The following is a 19,974-nucleotide window of genomic DNA, read 5'->3' on the forward strand; positions in this document are numbered from 1 at the left end:
CAATGCGGCGAATGGTACGGGGAGATCGTCCGAACCGAAAACCGGCCGGATCATGCGCTGGCCGTCATTCCCAGACGAAAGCGACCTTCTTCAGCGCCTTCTGCTCGAATATCTCGACGCCTTCGGCAACATCGCGGCCACCGGCGCCGGCATAGAAGGCAAGTGCGTTCTGATTGTCTTCCAGCGCCCAGACCACCATGCCTTTCAGGCCATGGTCGGCCAGCCGTGCCCGCGCGGCCGAGAACAGCCGGCTGCCGAGCCCGATGCCTTGATATTCCGGCCGCAGGTAAAGTTCGTAGATCTCGCCCTGCTGCCTGAGTTCGCGGGCACGGTTCTTGCCGATCGTCGCATAGCCGGCAATTTTGCCGCCGATTTCGACGACCAGGACGGTGGCAGCGCGGCGAATGGCATTCGCCCACCAGTCGGCGCCGCGGCGGTTGATCATCGATGTCAGCGTGCGGTGTGGGATGATGCCCGAATAGGCGCCGCGCCAGGCCTCGAGATGCACGTCGGCGATGGCGGCTGCATCGCGCGGTTCGGCTTTCCTGATGTCGATGCTCAGCGTATTCATGATTAGTTAACCATAAACCCGCCGCGCCCGATTGCAAGAGTCCGGTCAACCGCCACGATGCTTTCACACAGCCGGACGGTGCGTCCTTGAGACGCTGCGAAACCGCTTTTGGCGAGATCAAATCTCGACCAGATGGTCGTCCAGTTCGTTGCTGTCGCCAGTCGAGACCGGAAAATGTTCGGCCAGTACCGCACCGACTGCTTGGATCGCCTTGACGAACCCCTCGGCAAGCCGATCGTCGCCGGCATGCGCCGTAAGGTCGCGGACGACACCGTCCCAGACATGCTGGCCGACACGAGAATCGATCCCGCTGTCGGCGACCACCTCGGCGTAGCGCTCGGCAATCGAGACGAACACCAGCACGCCAGTGCGCGCCGTGGTGCGGTGGACGTTGCGGGCGAGGAACTGCTTCATCGCATTGGCGTGGGCGGCCTGGTAGCGCAGCCGCCTCGGCACCAAATGGATGCGCAATGCCGGCAATGCCCACAACAGGATGAGCACACTGGCAACCGCCAGAAGCTCGGCGATGACGAAATGCGGCAAGCGGATCGACAGCCACCAGGCTTCCAGCCCATAACCGACGGCGAGGCTGACGACGAGCATGCCGAGCATCGCCATGAAAGCGGCCGGAAAGAAATAGCCGTCGCTGGCATGCGCCACGACGCAGTAGATCTCGCCGTCGGTCTTTGATTCGGCAGCGCGGATCGCATCGGCGATGCGCTCATGATCCTCGGGGCTGATCGGTCGTGTTGCCATGATTGATGTCTCACCAGCTTCCTGAAGAACCGCCGCCGCCGGACGAACCGCCGCCGCCTGAAAACCCGCCGCCCGAACTTCCAGACGACCAACCGCTGCCGGAACTTCCAGACGACCAGCCACTGCCAGACGAGGTCCCAGACGTCCAGCCACCGCCACCGGAGGATGACGAAGCTGGCCCACGGCCGTAGCGGAACGTCATGCCCAGCCACTTGTAAACGCCCGGCGACAGCTTCGTGCCGAAGATCGGCGGCAGGAACGCCATTGCCAAGCCGCCGAAGAACATCGTCGCCCACAGGACAATGAACAGCATGAAGATGGGATCGACAGGATTGTCATTCGCCGGATTGCGCTTGCCGCGCGCCTCCAGTTCTTCGGGATTGCCTTCCAGCACCATGATCATGTCGTCGACGGCCTTGCTGATGCCGCCTGAGAAATCGCCGGCACGGAAGGCCGGCACCATGTCGTTTTCGATGATCAGCTTGGTGTGCAGGTCGGTCAGCGTGCCTTCCAGCCCATAGCCGACTTCGATGCGCATCTTGCGGTCGTTCGGCGCCACCAGAAGCAGGACGCCGTTGTTCTCCTTCGCCTGGCCGAGTCTCCAGGCGCGGAACAGCCGGTTGGCGTAAGGCTCGATCTCCTCGCCGTCGAGGCTGGGGATGGTCGCGACGACGATCTGGTCGGACCCTTTGGTCTCGAACTCGGCAAGCTTCTGCGTCAGCGCCGCCTCGGTCGCGGCATCGATGATGCCGGCATTGTCGACGACCCGTCCGGTCAGCACCGGCAGTGCGGCGGCGAAGCCCGCGAAGCCGACCAGCAGCACCGCCATGGCCAACAGCGCGGTGCCGATCATTTTGATGAAACGGCCGGATTCCACCGGGCTGATGGCGTGTCTTGTCATCTCGTCACCAACTTCCCGAGGAGCCGCCGCCGCCGGACGAACCGCCGCCGCCGGAAAACCCGCCACCGCTTGAGCCCGACGACCATCCCCCGCCGGAACCTCCCGACCAGCCGCCGGACGACCGCCGGTTTGGCTCGAAGGTCATGCCCAGCCAGCGATAGCGGCCGGGACCGATCTTCTGGCCGAAGATCGGCGGCAGGATGGAGGCCGCGAGGCCGCCGAAAAAGATGATTGCCCAGATGGCTATGAAGATCGTGAAGAACAGATCGTCGCTGTTGAACGGCGGCTGCTGGTTGCGTTCGCCGCGCGCCTCCAGTTCTTCGGGATTGCCTTCCAGCACCATGATCATGTCGTCGACGGCCTTGCTGATACCACCGGAGAAATCGCCGGCACGGAAGGCCGGCACCATGTCGTTTTCGATGATCAGCTTGGTGTGCAGGTCGGTCAGCGTGCCTTCCAGCCCATAGCCGACCTCGATGCGCATCTTGCGGTCGTTCGGCGCCACCAGAAGCAGGACGCCGTTGTTCTCCTTCGCCTGGCCCAGTTTCCAGGCGCGGAACAGCCGGTTGGCGTAAGGCTCGATCTCCTCGCCGTCGAGGCTGGGGATGGTCGCGACGACGATCTGGTCGGACCCTTTGGTCTCGAACTCGGCAAGCTTCTGCGTCAGCGCCGCCTCGGTCGCGGCATCGATGAGGCCGGCATTGTCGACGACCCGTCCGGTGAGGGTTGGCAGGTCGGCGGCGAAGGCGATGACAGGGAGGAGGAGGAGAAGGCTTTGGAAGACGAGCAGGAAGGCCAGGCAGGCGTTCTGTCGCGCCCCCCTCTGTCCTGCCGGACATCTCCCCCTCAAGGGGGGAGATCGGCTGTCACGGCTGTTTTCGCCAATCTCCAACGTTGCAGGATGGGCGGTGAGGCCAAAGCTGCCAATCTCCCCCCTTGAGGGGGAGATGCCCGGTAGGGCAGAGGGGGGCGCTACGGAGTGCAAGGCCAATAGGGACCACGCTCACCGGCTGTTCTTCACCCGCCTTGCGTGGTGTTGGTGCCGAAATCGACCTTCGGCGGCTGCATCTTATCCTCCTCGATGGTGAAATTCGCAAACGGCTGGTTGCCGCGGAACCAAAAGGTCGCCCAGATCACCGACGGGAAGGTCCTCAGCGTCAGATTGTACTCTCTCACTGCCTGGATATAGTCGCGGCGGGCGACCGTGATCCGGTTCTCGGTGCCTTCGAGTTGTGCTTGCAGCGCCAGAAAGTTCTGGTTGGCCTTGAGATCGGGATAGTTCTCCACCACCGCCAGCAGGCGCGACAGCGCGCTGGTCAGGCCGGCCTGGCTGTCCTGGAATTTCTTGAAGGCTTCCGGATTGTTCAGCGTTTCCGGCGTCACGGTCACCTGCGTCGCCTTGGCGCGCGCTTCGACCACGGCATCGAGCGTGTCCTTCTCGTGCGCGGCGTAGCCCTTGACCGTGTTGACCAGATTGGGGATGAGATCGGCGCGGCGCTGGTATTGATTCAACACCTCGCTCCATGCGGCCTTGGCGTTTTCCTCAGCCGTCGGAATGGTGTTGTAGCCGCAGCCGGCAAGCAGCGGCAGCATGACGGCCATGACCAGGAACGCAGCTAGATTACGAAAGATTGGCGGCGAAGAAAGGCGCTGGGCAAGCATGATAAGTCCCCTCGATAGCATTGGCAGGCGAAGCATTAGCACAATCCTTGCGTAAGAAAATGACTTCGGCCGAGAAGTGTTACTGGTTTCTGCCATTCGCCGTCGGGCCCTGTGACAGACGAGGCGAACGGGTTAAGCTCGGCATAGAACGGGACATCACCATGGCGAAACGCCACGACAGCGACGCGGAATCGCGCCGCATCATCGAACGGGTGGCGCGCGAGACCGACCCGGGGGGCACCTCGTTCCTTGCACGAACCACTAAAGGCGCGCGCGACCACGTCACCGCGGCCGATGCCGACCGGTCGGATCCGATCGAATATTGGGGCACCCGCATCGGTCGGGCAGCGGGCTTGCTTATTGCCATCGGCCTGTTGATCTGGCTCGTGCTTTTCGTCACCAGGGGCAGTTAGGAAAATCAATGAGTGCCGAAAAAACCGAGGCGCCGCGCGCGGTCATCGTCGTCTCCAGCCATGTCGCCCGTGGCTCGGTCGGCAACCGTGCCGCTGTCTTTGCGCTGGAGACGCTCGGCTTTCCGGTTTGGGCGGTACCGACCGTCATCCTGCCCTGGCATCCAGGCCATGGCCGGGCCACCCGCATCGTGCCGCCGCTGGACCAGTTCAAGGCGCTGATGGCCGACCTCGAGCGCGCGCCGTGGCTGGGCGAGGTCGGCGCCGTGCTGTCCGGCTATCTCGGCGAGGCTGGCCAGGCCGAAGCCGTCGCTTCGCTGGTCGGCGCAGTGAAGGCGAAGACGCCGGACGCCCTCTATATCTGCGATCCGGTGATGGGCGATTCGGGCGGGCTCTACGTACCTGAGCCGACCGCAATCGCCATGCGCGACCGGCTGATGCCGATCGCCGATATCGCCACGCCCAACCGCTACGAGCTGGAATGGATGGCCGGAGCGCCGCTGCCCGACCTGAAATCGGCAATGGCTGCGGCCCTGCAGGCCGGCCCACCGGCCATGCTGGTCACTTCGGCGCCGGCGATGATGGCCGGCGGCACCGGCAATTTGCTGCTCGCCGGCAGGGAGGCGCTGCTTGCCGAACATCGCCTGATCGAGAAGCCGCCGAATGGGCTCGGCGACCTGACGGCGGCCGTCTACCTGGCGCGCATCCTGTCCGGCCAGCCGGCCGCCAAGGCGCTGCAATCGACCACCGCGGCGGTCTACGAGATCCTGGCGCGCACCGCCAAGCGCGGCGGCGACGAGTTGCAGCTCGAGACCGATGCCCAGAGCCTGTCGCACCCGATGGCGATGGTGCAGCTTCGCCATCTCCTGCATCCGGAACGGGACCGCCGGGCGTGACGCAGGCCGAAGACGCCGTGCCCCAGGATGGTGCGCCCAAGGATGTTGCGCCCGATGTTATGCCCTGGGGTGTTGTGCTTGTCGGCGTCGACGGTTGCAAGGCCGGCTGGATAGCCGTCCGCCGCGATCCCGGTGCGGCACCGTCGACAGCCGTTTTCCCAAGCTTCGCGGCGTTGCTCGACCGACTGCCCGCCGACTCGTTGGTAGCGGTCGATATGCCGATCGGCCTGCCCGATTTCTCCCAAAGAGGCGGTCGCGGCCCGGAGGCGCTGGTGCGGCCGCTGCTTGGGGCCCGGCAGTCCAGTGTCTTTGCCATCCCCTCCCGCGCCGCGCTCTACGCGGAGATCGAAGCCTTCACCACGGTCGACGCCTGGTACGCCGCACATCGCAAGGCAAGTGAGGTAGCCAAGACGACCTCAGATCCGCCGCGCGGTATCTCGATCCAGGCCTTCGGCATCTTCGCCAAGATCCGTGAGGTCGATTCGCTGCTGATCGCGCGCCCCGAACTACGCAGCCGCGTGTTCGAATCGCATCCGGAAGTTGCCTTCTGCAAACTGAACGGCGACCGGGCGATGCGCCTGCCAAAGAAGATCAGGGGCAACATCAATCCGGCCGGCATGGCCGAACGCAAGGCGCTGCTTGCCCGGCATGGTTATAGCCAGGATTTTCTCGACCACGCGCCGCCGCGCGGCGCGGCCGCCGACGATTTCCTCGATGCCGCTGCGATGATGCTGGTTGCCGGACGCATCGTCAAAGGCGAGGCAATGCCGTTTCCGGATCCGCCGCTCGCCGATCGTTTCGGCATTCCCGTCGCCATTTGGGCCTGAGGACCAGGGCGTCAGGAGCGTGATCTGAGCGCCTCGTTGAGTGCCCACATATCCTTCTCCTCGGGCGCGGTCTCCAATCCGAGCACGGGAACTTGCTTGCGCAAATGGTCGTGGTGGGTGCGCACGCCATATTCGAGATCGGAGAGGTAAAAACCTCCGAAGGCTTCGGACAGCATGGATTCGTTGGACCATATCGAAAGCTGTACATCCTCGGCCAGCGTGTCGCGGTCGATGCGGTAGGATAGGTAGCGGGCTGCCGCCTGCTCCCTGGTCTCGTCGCGATAGCGGTAGATGGCGCCGCGCAGCAGCGTCTCACCCGTCGACAGCGGAAATTCCTGATAGAACTGCACCGATTCCGGCATGATCGACAGCGCGTTGTTCGGGAAGATGCCGTAGTAGATCCAGGCCTTGCGCAGGTGTTCCGGCAGGTGCTTCGCCTCGGGTGCGAGCTTGATGTATTGCGCGACGCTCCAGCGCCGTCCGGCATACGGATTGTAGGTGGCGAACGAGCGCGACACGCCGTTGACGAACGGCTCGTCGAAATAGGTCGCACCGTAAAGGTCCTGCAGCGCCGGATGCGCCATGGCGACGTGGTAGCCTTCATTGTCGACATCGCGCACCGATTTCCAGTTGACCGGCGTCTTTTGGGTCCAGATGCCCCAGGACGGCACCATCTCGGCGACGCCGTAATGGGCAATCTCGGCTTCGATCGGCTTCAACAGCTCGGCCACCGATGGCTGCGGCCCACCCTTGCGGAAACGGATGAAGATGAAGCCCATCCAGATTTCGAGCTCGAGCGGCATCAGGCCGAATTCGGTCTTGTCGAGGTCGGGGAAGGAACGGGGGCGGGCAGCACCGCGCAGCGTGCCGTCGAGATTGTAGACCCAGCCATGAAAGGGGCAGACCAGCGCATTCTTGCAAGTGCCCTGGCTGTCGGCAACGACGCGACTGCCGCGGTGGCGGCACATATTGTTGAAGGCGCGCACAACGCCATCCTTGCCGCGCACGATCAGCGCCCGCTCGCCGACCACATCCATCGTCAGATAGTCGCCGGCGTTCGGCACGTCGCAGACATGGCCGGCGATCTGCCAATGGTTGCGGAAGACGTGCTCTTTCTCGAGTTCGAGCAAGGCGTCGGAATGATAGCTCCAGCCCGGCAGCCCCCGCCGATCCCAATCGTTGGGGATTGCCACGTCACGCAGATGCGGGTTCATAAAAGGCTCTTTATTTATTGAATGCTCGTTCAATAAAAGCATATTTTCCGTTGAAACGCAATGGCTTGGGAAAATGGGGCGAATTCTTTACGGGAAATCGAGCGGGATTCGAGAGCCCAGTCCGAATGATCGAAGCCGGGAAAATCCCGGGAATTCCAGACGTTAATCCCCTTACACGTGTTGAGCGCCCGACGCTCTGTGGGCCTGGAAAAGCGACGTGGATCTGGTGCCGTGGGTAGCGGAAAACGAGAATGCCACCGGTGCTGCCAGCTACGCCTGATCGGTTTGCCCAGGAATGGCTGCGGGCTTGGTTTCATGCCGGTTACACAATCGTTAATTCATCATCGTTGGCCGGTTACAAGGTGCGATTAGGTTCGTTTCAACAGAGAAAAGAAGAAGACCGAAGGAAACGACGATGCGTACGAAAATCCAGATCACCGATACCGACCTTCGCCAGCAGGGTCCCCAGCGTAACGACCGGCGCCCGAAGCTGGCGCTGCGCCAGCGCGCCAGTGATCATCCAATGGCGATGTTCATGCTGCTGGCGGCTGCCGCATTTGCCGGCATGGCGTTGACGCCGACGGTCGGTCCGGCCTTCGCCTCACTGAACCCGCCGGCCAACCTCATCGATGGCGCGACGACCACCACCAAGACGGCGCGCCTGCCGATTCCGGAGATCGATTTTGCCTGCAAGGGGCAGGCCTGGGGCGCCGAGAGCCTGGAATGCCTGCGCGTCATCGCTGCCCAGTCGGGCAAGGCACGACCGGTCCGCATGATCGCCAATGCCGCCCCGCTGGCCGATACGCCGAACGTTTTTTGATTTTTTTGCGAGCGCCCTCCAGCACTCCAGTCAGGCTCCCGCCGCAATGTCGGCCGGGAGCCTTTTTCTTCCGGGGCGAGATCGCGGAGTCTAGCCGCCCAGAGCGGCCTGCTCGGCAATGGCCGAGAGCACGCCGCGCACATCCAGCGTGCTGAACGGTTTTTCGAGGATCGGCGGTCGCTGCTGCGCCGGCAGCGCTTCGATCTCGCCTTTCGCGCCGATCAGATCGCCGGTGACAAGCACGAAGCGCCGCGCCAGACCCGGCATTTCGGCGAGTAGCTCGCGATAGGCGGCTATGCCGCTGGTGCCGGGCATGCGCAAATCGGAAAACACGATGTCCGGCGGCACATGGCCGCTCAGCGTCGCGGCGGCCGAGACCCAGGCCGGCACGACCCGCGACTTGATGCCCATCAGCTCCAGAATATCGGACAGCGACGCGGCGACATCCGGCTCATCGTCTATGATCAGCGCGTGACGCAAACCGCTCGACCGCGACGGAGCTTCGCCGGCGGCGGCCGCGCCGGCAGCGATCGCCGGCAGCTGCACGACAAAACGCACACCTCTCGGCGAAACCTCCTCGAACCAGATATTGCCATTGTGCCGCTCGATGATCGATTTCGAGATCGACAGACCGATGCCGGTACCGACACCGACCGGCTTGGTGGTGAAATAGGATTCGAATATGCGTGAACGTATCGCTTCCGGCACGCCTGGTCCGTTGTCCTCGACCGAGAATCCGGGATTGCCGCGGTCGCTGCGAAACGTCCGGACCTTGATCCGGCGGTCGCCGGCAACGCCGGCCAAGGCGTGCTGGCTGTTGATGAGGAAGTTGGCGGCCACCTGCGTCACGTGGTCGGCATCGGCCATGGCCAGCAGCGGGCCGCTGGCGAAATCGGTGTCGATGATGATGCCGCTCGACCGTGCGCCATAGGCGGTCACTTCGAGTGCGGCGCGGATCACCTGGTTGAGGTCGGTTTCGGCCTGTGCGGCCGGGTGCAGGCGGACCATCGACAGGAAGCTCTTGACGATACGGCCGCAGCGCTCGGCAGCGGCACGCACCTTTTCGGCGCGCACCTTGGTCTGCGGATCGGCGGCGAATTCGTGCAGCAGCGTCGACTGGGCGACAACCACGGCCAGCGGATTGTTGAGCTCGTGCGAAACGCCGGCAAGCAGCGAGCCCATTGCCGCCATCTTCTCGTTCTGGTGCAGTTTTTCGCGCTGGCGGTTGATTTCCTCCTCGGCGCGCAATCTGTCGCGCAGGTCGCGGATAGAGCCGAAGATCAGCTGGCGATCGGCGACCCGCATCTCGGTTGCCGTCAGCTCGATCGGAAAAACCTCGCCGGCGGCGTTCTGGGTGACCGTTTCGAGCCGCTGGCCGACCATCGGCGCGCCGCGGCCCGACATGTATTCGGCGCCGGACGCATAGCCCTTGCGGTAATATTCCGGCACGACCGTGTCGAGCAGGTCCTTGCCGAGGATATCGCTGCGCCGATAGCCGAACATCTTTTCGGCGGCCGGATTGAATTCGATGATCGAGCCGGTCTCGTCGATGACGATGATGGCGTCGAGCGAGGCCTGCAGCATGGTGCGGCGAATGACGTCGCTGGCATGCGCGTCGGAGGGCGATCGTTCGATGGCATCGCCGATGGCGAGTGCCACCATGTGCAGCGCCGCCTCTTCCTGGTCGGTCCATTCGCGTTCGTTGACGCAATCGTTGACCGCCAGCGTGCCCCACAAATTGCCGTGCGAAAAGACCGACACCGACAGGAACGACTTGATGTTCTGCTTTTCGAAATCGGTCCGCAGAAAGCCTTCGAGATCGCGTGTGTGCCCGGCGAATATCTTGCCTTGGCGCTCGTCCTCCGCCAGCTGTTCCAGCAATGGGTCCGAATCGACGACCGACTGCACGATGACGGTAGGCGACGCCAGTTCGCCGCCAAACCGGGGGGCGATCCAATAAGCGGCGACCGACTGGGCGAAGCCCTGGCCGGGCAGTTCGCGCAGGCGAAACAGGATGCCGCGGTGACAATCCATGGCTTCGCAAAGCGTCTGGAGAATACCCTCCATTTCGCGTTGCCAGTCGCCGGCTTCGCGCAGCCGGCGAACCACATGCACGGCCGCCATCGCCGCGCCCTGCCCGGCGCCCTGCATGTCCGCGCGTGTTGTTTCAGCCGTCATGGTCAGCCGTCATTTCCTGGCCGTGGCTTGCTCAAGCCGCCGGGCCTTAGTTGTTTTCCCCGACTGGCAGCGAGAAGATATAGCCTTCGCCGCGCACCGTGCGCAGGAATTTCGGATTGGCCGGATCTGCCTCGATCTTCTTTCTCAGCCGCATGATGCGGATGTCGACGGCGCGGGACGACTCCGGGTCCTCGACGAAACCGATCGCCTCGGAGATCGCCGCCCGCGTCAACAGCCGGTTGGCGCGCGTCAGGAACACCTCCAGCACGTCGAACTCGCTCTTGGCCATGTCGATGACCGCGCCGTTGGCGCCGGTGACGAGCCTGCCGTCGAGATCGGCGTGAAAGGGTCCGAAGCTCACGGACCGGCGGCCGCGGGATGTTTCAGCCTTGGCCTTTTGTGGCTCGGTCGGCTCCGGAACGCGGCGCAGCACGCTGCGCACCCTGGCCAGCACTTCGCGCAATTCGTAAGGCTTGACGATGTAGTCGTCAGCGCCGAGCTCCAGTCCGACGATGCGGTCCAGGGCGGTACCGGCCGCCGTCGCATAGATGATGCCGATCGGCATTTTCGACCGCATCCAGCGGCCGAGCGACAGGCCGTCCTCGCCCGGCATGGCGATGTCGAGAATGGCCAGATGGAAGGACTGGGTTTCCAAAAGGTCGCGCGCCGCCGCCGCACTTTCGGCCGTGGCCACATCATAGCCGCTGGCGCCGAGATACTCGGCGACCGCATCCCTCAGGTCGGGCTCGTCCTCGACAATGACAATTCGTGCCCGCACGATGCTTTCGCTCCCGCTTTCAGCGGAAAGTAGATTGGGTATAAACATGATGTCCAGCACTCTTCTTGGGTTGCCGTATGCGGGGTGAAAAACATGGCTGCACGATCCGTTATCGCGCTTGTTTCCGTCGCTGAAGTAATTGCGACCGATCTCGCCGATCATCTCGAGCGGCGCGGTCATGACGTCCGCGCGGCGCGACAGCCGTGGGAGGCCGAATCGCTGCTTTCGGAAAAGGGTATCGATGTCGTGGTTGTCGGCGACAGCGTCAGCCAGGCAGAGGGGCGCGACCTGCTGAGGCGACATGGCGGCGAAGGTGGACCGGATTTCATCCTGATCTGCCGCCCGGCCGATCTGGTCGACAAGGTTCTGGCGCTCGAACTCGGCGCCGCCGACGTCGTCGAAAGCCCGCTCAATGTCAGGGAGCTTGCCGCTCGCGTAGGCGGCCTTCTGGCTCGGCGCGGCAGGAGCGCCGGGGAACTGATCGTGCTGGAGAACGCGACCGTCGATCTCCGATCGGCCATCGTCATGCACCGCTCGGGCACGGAAGAACAGCTGTCCCCCGGGCAGGTGGCGCTGCTCAGGCTGTTCCTGGCCAGCCCGCGCAAGGTGCTGACGCGGGACGACATCATCGCCGCCGCGCCCGCCGAAAATGCCGAAGCCTTCGATCGGTCGATCGATTCGCGCATCGTGCGGCTGCGCCGCAAGCTCGATACCGAAACCATCACCACCATACGGGGTGCTGGCTACCGGTTCGATCCGCCGACGCAATTCGCCGATTGAAGGCAGGACGGCCACCCTTTTGTCTTGAGCATCGGGTTTTCCAAAACCGGTTTCCACTTTGGGGTCCGATGCTCTTCAGCGCACCACGAGAAGCGACGGGCCGGACAGCATGTCACTGTTCGTACTGACTTCGCCGGCATGGGCACGTTCCTTCAGCAGCACGGTGGCGAGGCCGGCAATGCCGAGCAGGCCCTGGACGTAAAGCAGGGCGGAAAGCACGGAAGCGGCGAATTTCGTTTTCATCCTGTTCGTTCCTCAAAATTGGGATTTACGGGCACTTCAGGGGAACCCCCGAAGCGCCCGCGCCGCCAGCGGAGCCCCCCGTTGCGGCGCGGGCCTTCGGTCCTCTCGGCTGCAAGTTGCCGGAGGCGCCGCGCATCCTCAACGGCCCTAAGCCGCCCCCGCCAGAGGGGCTTGAGCCGGTCGACGGGCAGGCTGGAAACTGTCCAGACCAATCCAGACCGTAGCGAAAACAGTGTTGGCTTCCGATCGTTCGTTGACCGCTGTTTTCGTTAGGTCAACTTACCCTGTTCGCTGTATCCGGATCATGCCGCCGAGGCTGCGCTTTGTTGCAGCTCGGTTTCGGAGTCAGGTGAATTCCTATCAAACGAAAGGCAATCGCGTATTCGCGCCGCGGTTTGGCCGATCCGCCTAGGCAAACACGCCACCGCCAAGACGACGTTGCACAACTGCAAGCCGTTTTGCTCGGGCCTTTCCGTTAACCAGGGGAAACAGAATCGAAACACAAACGAGCATCTAGCGAAATCGGCCTGAAACATGACGCCCCGATAAGCCGATCATCGAATTGAGCCGGCCCCGACCGGCAGAATAGGGGAGACATCATGTACACTGCCATTTCCGCCAAGCTCATCAACATCGCCGCCGCCGTGATCACCGGTGCTGCCTTGCTTGTCAGTGCCGGCAACGGCGCAGCCCACGCCGCCGCCAACAAGATCGTCGCGCGTGTGTCGCTATCGCAGCAGACCATGGAAATCCTGGTCGACGGCCGGCCGACATTCGCCTGGAAGGTCTCGACCGGCGACAGGACGCACGTCACGCCGATCGGTTCGTTCAAGCCGACCCGCATGCATGAAATTTGGTATTCGAAGAAATACGACAACGCCCCGATGCCGCATTCGGTGTTCTTCAGCGGCGGCTACGCCGTACATGCGACAAGCGCCATCAAGCGCCTCGGCCAGCCAGCCTCGCATGGCTGCGTGCGTCTGCATCCGGACAACGCCGCCGATTTCTACCAGCTCGTCGAGGTCTTCGGCCCGGCCAACACCAGCATCGTCATCGTTGAATGAGCGATGTTTCTCGTCGCTCCCAGGAAAGGGCCGGAAATTAGCGCAGTCTAATCCGGCATTACCGGCATCAGCTTCGGATCCGGCTTTTCGGCGTGATGCGGCAGGTCCTTGCTGGCGATAAAGGTGTAGAACATCGGCACCACGAACAGCGTGAACATGGTTCCGACCAAGATGCCGGTGAAGATCACCAGGCCCATCGAATAGCGTGCCGCGGCACCAGCGCCGCTGGAGATGATCAGCGGCACCACGCCGAGCGCCATCGCCGCCGTCGTCATCAGGATCGGCCGCAGCCGCACCTTGGCCGAGGCGATGATCGCATCACGCCGCCGCATGCCGTGCATTTCACGCTGCTGGTTGGCGAACTCGACCAGAAGGATGCCGTGCTTGGTGATCAGGCCGATCAGCGTGATCAAGCCGACCTGGGTGTAGATGTTGAGCGTGCCGAGCCCAATATTAAGCGGCACGATCGCGCCGAAGATCGACAGCGGCACCGCCATCATGATGATCAGCGGGTCGCGGAAGCTCTCGAATTGCGCCGCCAGCACCAGGTAGATGACGAGCACCGCCGCCGCAAACGCGATGATGATCGTGTAGCCCTGTTCCTTCTCCTGCCGCGATTGACCGGTATAGTCGATGAAGAAGGTGTCGGGCAGGCTTTGCTTGGCAATGTCCTCGATCGCCTGTAGCCCATCCCCGGTGGTGATGCCGGGCCGCGGCAAGGCAGAGATCGTCGCCGAGTTGAGCTGGTTGAACTGCTCGATGGCGGCCGGCGACGCGTTGGTCGAGATCTTCACCACCGCCGAGAGCGGCACCATCTCGCCCGATACGCTGCGCACGAAATACTCGCCCAGTTTTTCGGGATTGTCGCGGAATTCCTGCGGCACCTGCGGAATGATGTCGTAGCTATTGGATTCGCGGTCGAATTGCGCCACTTCGGCGCCACCGACCAGGAGCGTCAGCGTCCGGCCGATGTCGGCTATCGGCAGGTTGAGCGCGGCGGCGCGATCGCGGTCAATCGTTACTGTCACTTGCGGCGCGTCGAAGGTCATCGAATTCTGCACGACGATGAAGCGGCCGGAGGCCTGCGCCTTGTTCTTGATGTCTTCGGCCGCCTCGTACACCTGCGAGGCGTCGCCGGTCGAGCGCACGACCATCGTTATCGGCAGGCCGCCGCCGGAGCCGGGCAGCGTCGGCGGCGCGAAGACGAAAGCTTCGACGCCCGCCACCTTGCTCAGGCGGCCCGTAATGTCTTGCTGGATTTCCTTCGAGTTGCGCGTGCGGTCAGCCCAGTCCTTGAACGCAAAGCCGACGAAAGCGCTGTTCGTCTGGCCACCACCGAAGGCGACCGCCGAGAACTGTGCCCGCGTCTCAGGCAGATCCTTGACCAGGCCGAGTATCTGATTGACGTAGGTTTCGGTATAGTCCGACGTCGCGTACCGCGGCGCGGTCACCAGCGAAAGCAGGAAACCCTGGTCCTCTTCCGGCGCCAGTTCGCTCGAGGTCTTGGTGAACATGAAACCGGTCGTGGCGACCAGCGCGAGGACGATCATCAGCGTCACCGGGCGATAGTTCAACGAACCGGTGACGAGCCGCTCATAGATGTGTTCGACCCGCCCGAACGTATTGTCGACAATGCGCTGGAAGCGGCTGTGCGAGCCGGACCTCAGGATACGTGCCGACATCATCGGTGTGATGGTGAGGGCGACGACACCCGAAAGCACCACCGAGCCGGCAAGCGTCACCGCGAATTCGCGAAACAGCGCGCCGGTCAGGCCACCGGTGAAGGCCAGCGGCGCGAACACGGCGGCCAGCGTTATCGTCATGGCGACGACGGCGGAAGAGATCTCGCGCATGCCGTTGAAGGCTGCCTGCATCGGCGACAAGCCGTCTTCCTCCATGTGGCGGTGGATGTTTTCCACCACCACGATGGCATCGTCGACGACGAGGCCGATCGCCAGCACCATGGCCAGCAACGACAAAAGATTGATCGAATAGCCCACCGAAAACAGCAGGAAACAGACGCCGATCAGCGACAGCGGAATGGTCACGATCGGCATCAGCACCGAGCGGAACGAGCCGAGGAAGAGCAGGATGACGACGATGACGATGGCGACCGCCTCGCCGATGGTCTTGAACACCTCCTCGATCGACGCGCTGATCTGCTCGGTTGAGTCGTAGACGATCTGCATCGCCATGCCGAGCGGCAGCGTCTCCTGGATGGTCGGCACAATCTTGTGGATTGCCGCCGCGGTGGTCAGCGGATTGGCGGCCGGCGTCGGAAAGATAGCGAGAAAGATGCCGGGCTTGCCGTTGAAGCTGACCCTGGTGTCGGTGTTCGCCGCGGCGAGTTCGACGCGGGCCACGTCGCGCAATCTCACCACATTGCCGTCCTTCGACCGGAGTGGAAGGGCGGCGAAAGCCTCCGGCGTCTGCAGCGTCGAGCGAACGGTGATCGAAGAAACCACATATTCGTTTTCGGTGTCGCCGGGCGCGGAAAGGAAATTCGATTCGTTGATGGCGGCCAGCACTTCCGCCGCCGTCACGCCGCGCGCCGCCAGTTTGATCGGGTCGATCCAGACACGCATCGAATATTCGGCGGCGCCGAAAATCTGCACGTCGGCGACGCCTTCGACCGTCGAGATACGCGGTCGCACGACGCGCTCGATATATTCGGTGAGCTGTTCCGGCGTCATGTTCGGATTCTGCATCGAGATGTACATCATCGCGAACTGCTGGCCGGTGCCCTTGACGATCACCGGGTCTTTGGTTTCGTCCGGCAGATCGCCGCGCACGCTCTGGACCTTCGACAAGACTTCGTTCAGCGCGACGTCGGGGTCGGAGCCGAGCTTCATCTGCACTGTCACGGTGCTGGATGACGGCCGGCTCGCCGACGTCACATAGTCGATGTTTTCGGTCGACGCGACGGCACGCGCGATCGGCGCGGAAATAAACCCCTGGATCAGGTCGGCGCTGGCGCCGGGATAGGCCGTGGTGATGGTGATGGCCGTTTCTTCAACCTCTGGATACTGCCGGATCGAAAGGTTGAAGATGCCCTGAAAACCCAGAAGCAGGATCATGCAGGCAAGCACGGTCGAAAGGACCGGGCGGCGGATGAAGAGGTCGGAAAAGCTCATTGCTGGGCTGCCTGCTGGTTCCCCGGCTTGCTCGGATCGATCGTGTTGTCGACGGCAACGGACATGCCGTTGGAGAGCCGGTTCTGGCCGGCGGTAACGACTTCGTCGCCGGGCGCGATGCCCTCCAGGATCTCGACCAGGCCGGCGTTGCGGCGGCCTGGCTTGACGAACACCTGGGCTAGCACGAGCTGCGGCTTCTGTTCTTCCGCTGCCGGCTTGGCTTCCGCTGCCGGTTTGGCTGGGGTAGCGGCCGCCTTTTCGTCGGGTTTTGCCGCGGGTGCCTCGGCTGCGGGCTTGGCAGCATCTGCAGCCGGCTTTTGTTCCGGCTTTGCCTCGGGCGCCGCGCCGTTGGCTTCGGCGGATTTGGCCGGGCGCACCACGAAGACGAAGTCGCCGTACAGGCTGGAAGTCAGCGCCGTCTGCGGCAGCGCCAGCACGTCGTTCTCCTCGGGCAGTTCGACGCGCACCTGAACGAACTGGCCGGGCGTCAGCTTGCCTTCGGGATTGCCGACCTCCGCCCTTACCGTCACCAGCCGGCTGGTCGGGTCGATCTTCGGATCGATGCCGCGGATGCTGCCGGTGAACGGCATGTCGCCGCCGCCGACGCCCAACCGCACCGTCTGTCCGATCTTCAGCTGCGGAAGCTGCTGCTCCGGCACGGTGAAATCGACACGCATCGTATCCATGTCCTGCAAGGTCACCACAGCGGTGCCGGGTGTGAGATACTGGCCAATGTCGATTTTCGGAATGCCGACGGTACCATTGAAAGGGGCCGTCAACTGCTTTTGGTCGAGCACCGCTTGCAGCTTGTTCACCTGCGCGGCGGAGACCGATGCTGCTGCCTGCGCTGTGTCGAGCGTAGCGTCGGTGCCGACCCCGCGCTTCTGCAGCTCAAGCGCGCGCATCAGCGTCGTCTGGTCGGAGGTCGCTTGCGCCTTCGATGCCACGAGGTCGGCTCGCTCGACTTCATCGTCGAGCTGCAGCAGCACGGCGTTGGCGGCGACCTTCTGATTGGCATGGAACAGGATGTCCTTGACGATGCCCGCGGTTTCGACCGTCAGGTCGACGCCGCGTACGGCACTGACAGTGCCGATCGCCTCGATGCCGGGCGTCCAGGACATCGGTTTGACGATGACCGTCGACACGGTCGCGGCCGGCGGCTTCATGGTGGCGAAGAACTGTTTGATCGCATTGTCGCGAAACAGGTTGAAGCCGACGATGCCGCCGCACACCAGCACGAGCAGAATGAAGGCGATGATGAAGCGCTTGATCACGAACAGTCCCCTCGGCCACGGCCCAGCATAACGGTCGGACGACCGGAACACATACCTGTGACTGGTCCCAATTTCAAATGACGGCGATCTTACTGTACCGTCTGGACGGTCTTGTCAATTCCGCCTAAGCTAATGAATGGGGAACCCTTGATGAAAGTCCGCAGAGCAAATTCGCGCGAGAAGATTCTCGCCGCCGCCGCCGCCGTGGCGCGCGAGACGGGTCCTGGCAGCCTGTCGCTGGATGCGGTCGCCAGCCGTGCCGGCGTGTCTAAGGGTGGTCTTCTCTACAATTTCCCGACCAAGGCGAAATTGATGCAGGCGCTGGTAGAGGATTACCTGCGCGCCTTCGAGCAGGCCCTGGAGTCCGCCCGCACGGCCGGCGTCAACAGCGAAAGCCCGCTTGCAACTTATATCAAGCTGTCGGCCGAGCATGCCGAGGAATCGAAACCGTCGGCATCCTGGATATTTTCGGCGATTGCCGAGGATCCCGATTTCCTGACCCCGATAAAATCGTTCAGGCGGCAGCTGTTCGAGCGGCTGAAGCAGGAAACGCCGAACCTCAAGGCGCTGCTGGTCTGCTATCTCGCCATCGAAGGGCTTCGCAGCATGAACCTGTTCGGTTCGGACATTCTCTCCGCCGAAGAGCGCCGGCTGCTGATATCGACCCTGCTGGAGATCGCGGAATAGTGTAGGAATGCGCTGGCCGGGTTCAACTGCCTCGGTCGCGTCGATCGCCCGTTGCGTCAACCCAAAGTGCCCGCCGTCACACAGGCTTCATCGTGCCGACATAGCGTCCTCCCATTCTTTGCTGCAACGCAGGAGGAGTGGGGTGTGGTCGATATTGTTTCAAGCGAGGCAGGAATTCCAAGGCCGGAGCATCCGCTTGACCGGCCAAACGACACCGGTAAATGGTTTCTGCCGGCCTTTGCCGTCATCATTCTGGGCGGCCTTGCCTATGTCGGCTACGCGCTCAGCCAGGACCTGACCAGCACCATCGCGGTGCCGTGGATCCTGCTTGGGCTGGCGCTGCTGATCGCGCTCGGCTTCGAATTCGTCAACGGTTTTCACGACACTGCCAATGCGGTGGCAACGGTGATCTACACGCATTCCATGCCGGCCGAGCTTGCAGTGATGTGGTCCGGCTTCTTCAACTTTCTGGGCGTGCTCACCGCCAGCGGAGCGGTCGCCTTCGGCATCATATCGCTGCTGCCGGTCGAGCTGATCCTTCAGGTCGGATCGAGCTCCGGACTGGCCATGGTCTTCGCGCTGCTGGTTGCGGCGATCATGTGGAATCTCGGAACTTGGTATCTCGGCCTGCCTGCCTCGAGCTCGCACACACTGATCGGCTCGATCATCGGCGTCGGTCTCGCCAACCAGTTCATGGCCCCGGCCGGCTCCGTCACCAGCGGCGTCGACTGGTCGCAGGCGTCCAATGTCGGCCTGTCGCTCCTGATCTCGCCGCTGGTCGGTTTTGGCCTGGCTGCACTGCTGCTTCTGGTGATGAAGCTGCTGGTCAGGAACCGCGAGCTCTACGAGGCGCCCAAGTCGAGCGCGCCGCCGCCGCTGTGGATCCGGGCGTTGCTTATCTTCACCTGCACCGGCGTCAGCTTTGCCCACGGCTCCAATGACGGGCAAAAGGGCATGGGCCTCATCATGCTCATCCTGATCGGCGTCGTGCCGACCGCCTTCGCGCTCAACCGCACACCGGACGTGAACTATCTCGAAGCTTACAAATCGGCGGCGACGCAGGTCGAAACGGTACTCGGCAAATACGTCAAGCCCGGCATCGCCGTGACCGATGCGGCAATCGTGGTCGGCGACGCCGTTCGCACCAAGACCTGGAAGGACGAGACCACGCCTGCCCTGCGGAGCTTCATCCACGACACCAGCGCCATGTTGTCGCCCTATCCGTCCGTGGAAAAGCTGCCGACAACTCTGGTCAGCAACGCCCGCAACAACATCTATCTTATCGGTGAAGCGCTGAAGCTGATCGACAGGAAGAAGCTGCTGCCGATGGAGGCAGACGACCTGAAGGCGGTGACAACCTACCATAAGGCGGTCGACAACGCGACGAAGTTCATCCCGCTCTGGGTCAAGGTCGCCATCGCGCTGGCGCTCGGCCTCGGCACCATGGTCGGCTGGAAGCGCATCGTCGTCACCGTCGGCGAGAAGATCGGCAAAAGCCATTTGACCTACGGTCAGGGTGCGTCCGCCGAGCTTGTCGCGATGGCGACGATCGCATCGGCCGACTATCTCGGCCTGCCGGTCTCGACCACCCATGTGCTGTCCTCGGGCGTTGCCGGCACCATGGCGGCGAACGGCTCTGGCCTGCAATGGTCGACGGTGCGCAACATGCTGATGGCCTGGATACTGACCCTTCCGGTCTCGATCTGTCTTGCCTTCGTGTTGTTCGTCATCTTCCGCCAGGTGTTCTGAGCGGGGGCAGGGTTTGACCAGAATGTCGCG

At 63.1% G+C, this 19,974-nt stretch carries 19 protein-coding genes; 8 read left to right on the forward strand and 11 right to left on the reverse strand.

Features of this window, described 5'->3' with window-relative positions; all coding sequences use genetic code 11:
- Positions 1-64: 64 nt before the first annotated feature.
- The 5 genes from NKI58_RS13000 to NKI58_RS13020 form a co-directional block, all read right to left on the reverse strand.
- Positions 65-571 carry a GNAT family N-acetyltransferase gene (locus NKI58_RS13000; RefSeq protein WP_023678138.1) on the reverse strand — a complete coding sequence of 169 codons (507 nt, stop codon included), beginning with the start codon at positions 569-571 and terminating at the stop codon, positions 65-67.
- 117 nt (positions 572-688) lie between these two features.
- Positions 689-1,327 carry a TPM domain-containing protein gene (locus NKI58_RS13005; protein ID WP_352574587.1) on the reverse strand — a complete coding sequence of 213 codons (639 nt, stop codon included), beginning with the start codon at positions 1,325-1,327 and terminating at the stop codon, positions 689-691.
- 10 nt (positions 1,328-1,337) lie between these two features.
- Positions 1,338-2,180, reverse strand: coding sequence for a TPM domain-containing protein (locus NKI58_RS13010; protein ID WP_502896898.1), 843 nt, complete (start codon positions 2,178-2,180; stop codon positions 1,338-1,340).
- 52 nt (positions 2,181-2,232) lie between these two features.
- Complete coding sequence (locus NKI58_RS13015) at positions 2,233-3,078, reverse strand: TPM domain-containing protein (RefSeq protein ID WP_502896895.1); 846 nt, start codon at positions 3,076-3,078, stop codon at positions 2,233-2,235.
- Between the two features lie 167 nt (positions 3,079-3,245).
- Positions 3,246-3,890 carry a LemA family protein gene (locus NKI58_RS13020; RefSeq protein ID WP_023678141.1) on the reverse strand — a complete coding sequence of 215 codons (645 nt, stop codon included), beginning with the start codon at positions 3,888-3,890 and terminating at the stop codon, positions 3,246-3,248.
- Positions 3,891-4,051: 161 nt separating this feature from the next.
- On the opposite strand from NKI58_RS13020, the gene NKI58_RS13025 reads away from it, so the two are divergent.
- Genes NKI58_RS13025 through NKI58_RS13035 form a run of 3 tightly spaced genes read left to right on the forward strand, consistent with a single transcriptional unit; the run spans position 4,052 to position 6,023 of the window.
- Positions 4,052-4,303 carry a hypothetical protein gene (locus NKI58_RS13025; protein WP_023678142.1) on the forward strand — a complete coding sequence of 84 codons (252 nt, stop codon included), beginning with the start codon at positions 4,052-4,054 and terminating at the stop codon, positions 4,301-4,303.
- Positions 4,304-4,311: 8 nt separating this feature from the next.
- Positions 4,312-5,196, forward strand: coding sequence for a pyridoxal kinase PdxY (gene pdxY, locus NKI58_RS13030; RefSeq protein WP_352782973.1), 885 nt, complete (start codon positions 4,312-4,314; stop codon positions 5,194-5,196).
- A 59-nt stretch (positions 5,197-5,255) separates the two neighbouring features.
- The gene (locus NKI58_RS13035) at positions 5,256-6,023 is read left to right on the forward strand and encodes a DUF429 domain-containing protein (RefSeq protein ID WP_352783640.1); all 768 of its coding nucleotides are present in this window, start codon (positions 5,256-5,258) and stop codon (positions 6,021-6,023) included.
- Between the two features lie 11 nt (positions 6,024-6,034).
- Here NKI58_RS13035 and NKI58_RS13040 read toward each other — a convergent pair whose 3' ends face one another.
- Complete coding sequence (locus NKI58_RS13040; protein ID WP_352574584.1) at positions 6,035-7,237, reverse strand: aromatic ring-hydroxylating oxygenase subunit alpha; 1,203 nt, start codon at positions 7,235-7,237, stop codon at positions 6,035-6,037.
- A gap of 415 nt (positions 7,238-7,652) precedes the next feature.
- Here NKI58_RS13040 and NKI58_RS13045 point away from each other — a divergent pair, with 415 nt between their 5' ends.
- The gene (locus NKI58_RS13045; protein WP_352754690.1) at positions 7,653-8,057 is read left to right on the forward strand and encodes a hypothetical protein; all 405 of its coding nucleotides are present in this window, start codon (positions 7,653-7,655) and stop codon (positions 8,055-8,057) included.
- A 90-nt stretch (positions 8,058-8,147) separates the two neighbouring features.
- On the opposite strand, the gene NKI58_RS13050 is transcribed toward NKI58_RS13045, so the two are convergent.
- Together NKI58_RS13050 and NKI58_RS13055 are read right to left on the reverse strand one after the other, a co-directional pair.
- Positions 8,148-10,235 carry a PAS domain S-box protein gene (locus NKI58_RS13050; RefSeq protein ID WP_352782969.1) on the reverse strand — a complete coding sequence of 696 codons (2,088 nt, stop codon included), beginning with the start codon at positions 10,233-10,235 and terminating at the stop codon, positions 8,148-8,150.
- A 46-nt stretch (positions 10,236-10,281) separates the two neighbouring features.
- The gene (locus NKI58_RS13055; RefSeq protein ID WP_352782966.1) at positions 10,282-11,061 is read right to left on the reverse strand and encodes a response regulator; all 780 of its coding nucleotides are present in this window, start codon (positions 11,059-11,061) and stop codon (positions 10,282-10,284) included.
- 45 nt (positions 11,062-11,106) lie between these two features.
- Between NKI58_RS13055 and NKI58_RS13060 the strand changes: the two genes are divergently transcribed.
- Positions 11,107-11,793: a response regulator transcription factor gene (locus NKI58_RS13060; RefSeq protein ID WP_292663715.1), complete on the forward strand. Its 687-nt coding sequence runs from the start codon at positions 11,107-11,109 to the stop codon at positions 11,791-11,793.
- Positions 11,794-11,868: 75 nt separating this feature from the next.
- Here NKI58_RS13060 and NKI58_RS13065 read toward each other — a convergent pair whose 3' ends face one another.
- Positions 11,869-12,036: a hypothetical protein gene (locus NKI58_RS13065; RefSeq protein WP_352451255.1), complete on the reverse strand. Its 168-nt coding sequence runs from the start codon at positions 12,034-12,036 to the stop codon at positions 11,869-11,871.
- Positions 12,037-12,635: 599 nt separating this feature from the next.
- Between NKI58_RS13065 and NKI58_RS13070 the strand changes: the two genes are divergently transcribed.
- Positions 12,636-13,100 carry a L,D-transpeptidase gene (locus tag NKI58_RS13070; RefSeq protein WP_352782962.1) on the forward strand — a complete coding sequence of 155 codons (465 nt, stop codon included), beginning with the start codon at positions 12,636-12,638 and terminating at the stop codon, positions 13,098-13,100.
- 47 nt (positions 13,101-13,147) lie between these two features.
- Here NKI58_RS13070 and NKI58_RS13075 read toward each other — a convergent pair whose 3' ends face one another.
- Together NKI58_RS13075 and NKI58_RS13080 are read right to left on the reverse strand one after the other, a co-directional pair.
- Complete coding sequence (locus NKI58_RS13075; protein ID WP_352782959.1) at positions 13,148-16,234, reverse strand: efflux RND transporter permease subunit; 3,087 nt, start codon at positions 16,232-16,234, stop codon at positions 13,148-13,150.
- The gene (locus tag NKI58_RS13080) at positions 16,231-17,508 is read right to left on the reverse strand and encodes an efflux RND transporter periplasmic adaptor subunit (RefSeq protein ID WP_502896894.1); all 1,278 of its coding nucleotides are present in this window, start codon (positions 17,506-17,508) and stop codon (positions 16,231-16,233) included. The genes NKI58_RS13075 and NKI58_RS13080 overlap by 4 nt, the downstream gene beginning before the upstream one ends.
- A 150-nt stretch (positions 17,509-17,658) precedes the next feature.
- Between NKI58_RS13080 and NKI58_RS13085 the strand changes: the two genes are divergently transcribed.
- Positions 17,659-18,195: a TetR/AcrR family transcriptional regulator gene (locus NKI58_RS13085; RefSeq protein ID WP_352574576.1), complete on the forward strand. Its 537-nt coding sequence runs from the start codon at positions 17,659-17,661 to the stop codon at positions 18,193-18,195.
- 144 nt (positions 18,196-18,339) lie between these two features.
- On the forward strand, positions 18,340-19,944 hold the full coding sequence (locus NKI58_RS13090; RefSeq protein WP_352574574.1) for an inorganic phosphate transporter: 1,605 nt from the start codon (positions 18,340-18,342) through the stop codon (positions 19,942-19,944).
- The last annotated feature ends 30 nt before the right edge of the window (positions 19,945-19,974 follow it).

The organism is Mesorhizobium sp. M0522 (genome assembly GCF_040321085.1).
Classification (GTDB): Bacteria; Pseudomonadota; Alphaproteobacteria; order Rhizobiales; family Rhizobiaceae; genus Mesorhizobium.

Coding starts and splice junctions, on each gene's coding strand:
- NKI58_RS13000 (WP_023678138.1), bottom strand. CDS start 571: ATGAATACGCTGAGCATCGACATCAGGAAAGCCGAACCGCGCGATGCA.
- NKI58_RS13005 (WP_352574587.1), bottom strand. CDS start 1,327: ATGGCAACACGACCGATCAGCCCCGAGGATCATGAGCGCATCGCCGAT.
- NKI58_RS13010 (WP_502896898.1), bottom strand. CDS start 2,180: ATGATCGGCACCGCGCTGTTGGCCATGGCGGTGCTGCTGGTCGGCTTC.
- NKI58_RS13020 (WP_023678141.1), bottom strand. CDS start 3,890: ATGCTTGCCCAGCGCCTTTCTTCGCCGCCAATCTTTCGTAATCTAGCT.
- NKI58_RS13025 (WP_023678142.1), top strand. CDS start 4,052: ATGGCGAAACGCCACGACAGCGACGCGGAATCGCGCCGCATCATCGAA.
- pdxY (WP_352782973.1), top strand. CDS start 4,312: ATGAGTGCCGAAAAAACCGAGGCGCCGCGCGCGGTCATCGTCGTCTCC.
- NKI58_RS13035 (WP_352783640.1), top strand. CDS start 5,256: ATGCCCTGGGGTGTTGTGCTTGTCGGCGTCGACGGTTGCAAGGCCGGC.
- NKI58_RS13040 (WP_352574584.1), bottom strand. CDS start 7,237: ATGAACCCGCATCTGCGTGACGTGGCAATCCCCAACGATTGGGATCGG.
- NKI58_RS13045 (WP_352754690.1), top strand. CDS start 7,653: ATGCGTACGAAAATCCAGATCACCGATACCGACCTTCGCCAGCAGGGT.
- NKI58_RS13050 (WP_352782969.1), bottom strand. CDS start 10,235: ATGACGGCTGAAACAACACGCGCGGACATGCAGGGCGCCGGGCAGGGC.
- NKI58_RS13055 (WP_352782966.1), bottom strand. CDS start 11,061: ATGTTTATACCCAATCTACTTTCCGCTGAAAGCGGGAGCGAAAGCATC.
- NKI58_RS13060 (WP_292663715.1), top strand. CDS start 11,107: ATGGCTGCACGATCCGTTATCGCGCTTGTTTCCGTCGCTGAAGTAATT.
- NKI58_RS13065 (WP_352451255.1), bottom strand. CDS start 12,036: ATGAAAACGAAATTCGCCGCTTCCGTGCTTTCCGCCCTGCTTTACGTC.
- NKI58_RS13070 (WP_352782962.1), top strand. CDS start 12,636: ATGTACACTGCCATTTCCGCCAAGCTCATCAACATCGCCGCCGCCGTG.
- NKI58_RS13075 (WP_352782959.1), bottom strand. CDS start 16,234: ATGAGCTTTTCCGACCTCTTCATCCGCCGCCCGGTCCTTTCGACCGTG.
- NKI58_RS13085 (WP_352574576.1), top strand. CDS start 17,659: ATGAAAGTCCGCAGAGCAAATTCGCGCGAGAAGATTCTCGCCGCCGCC.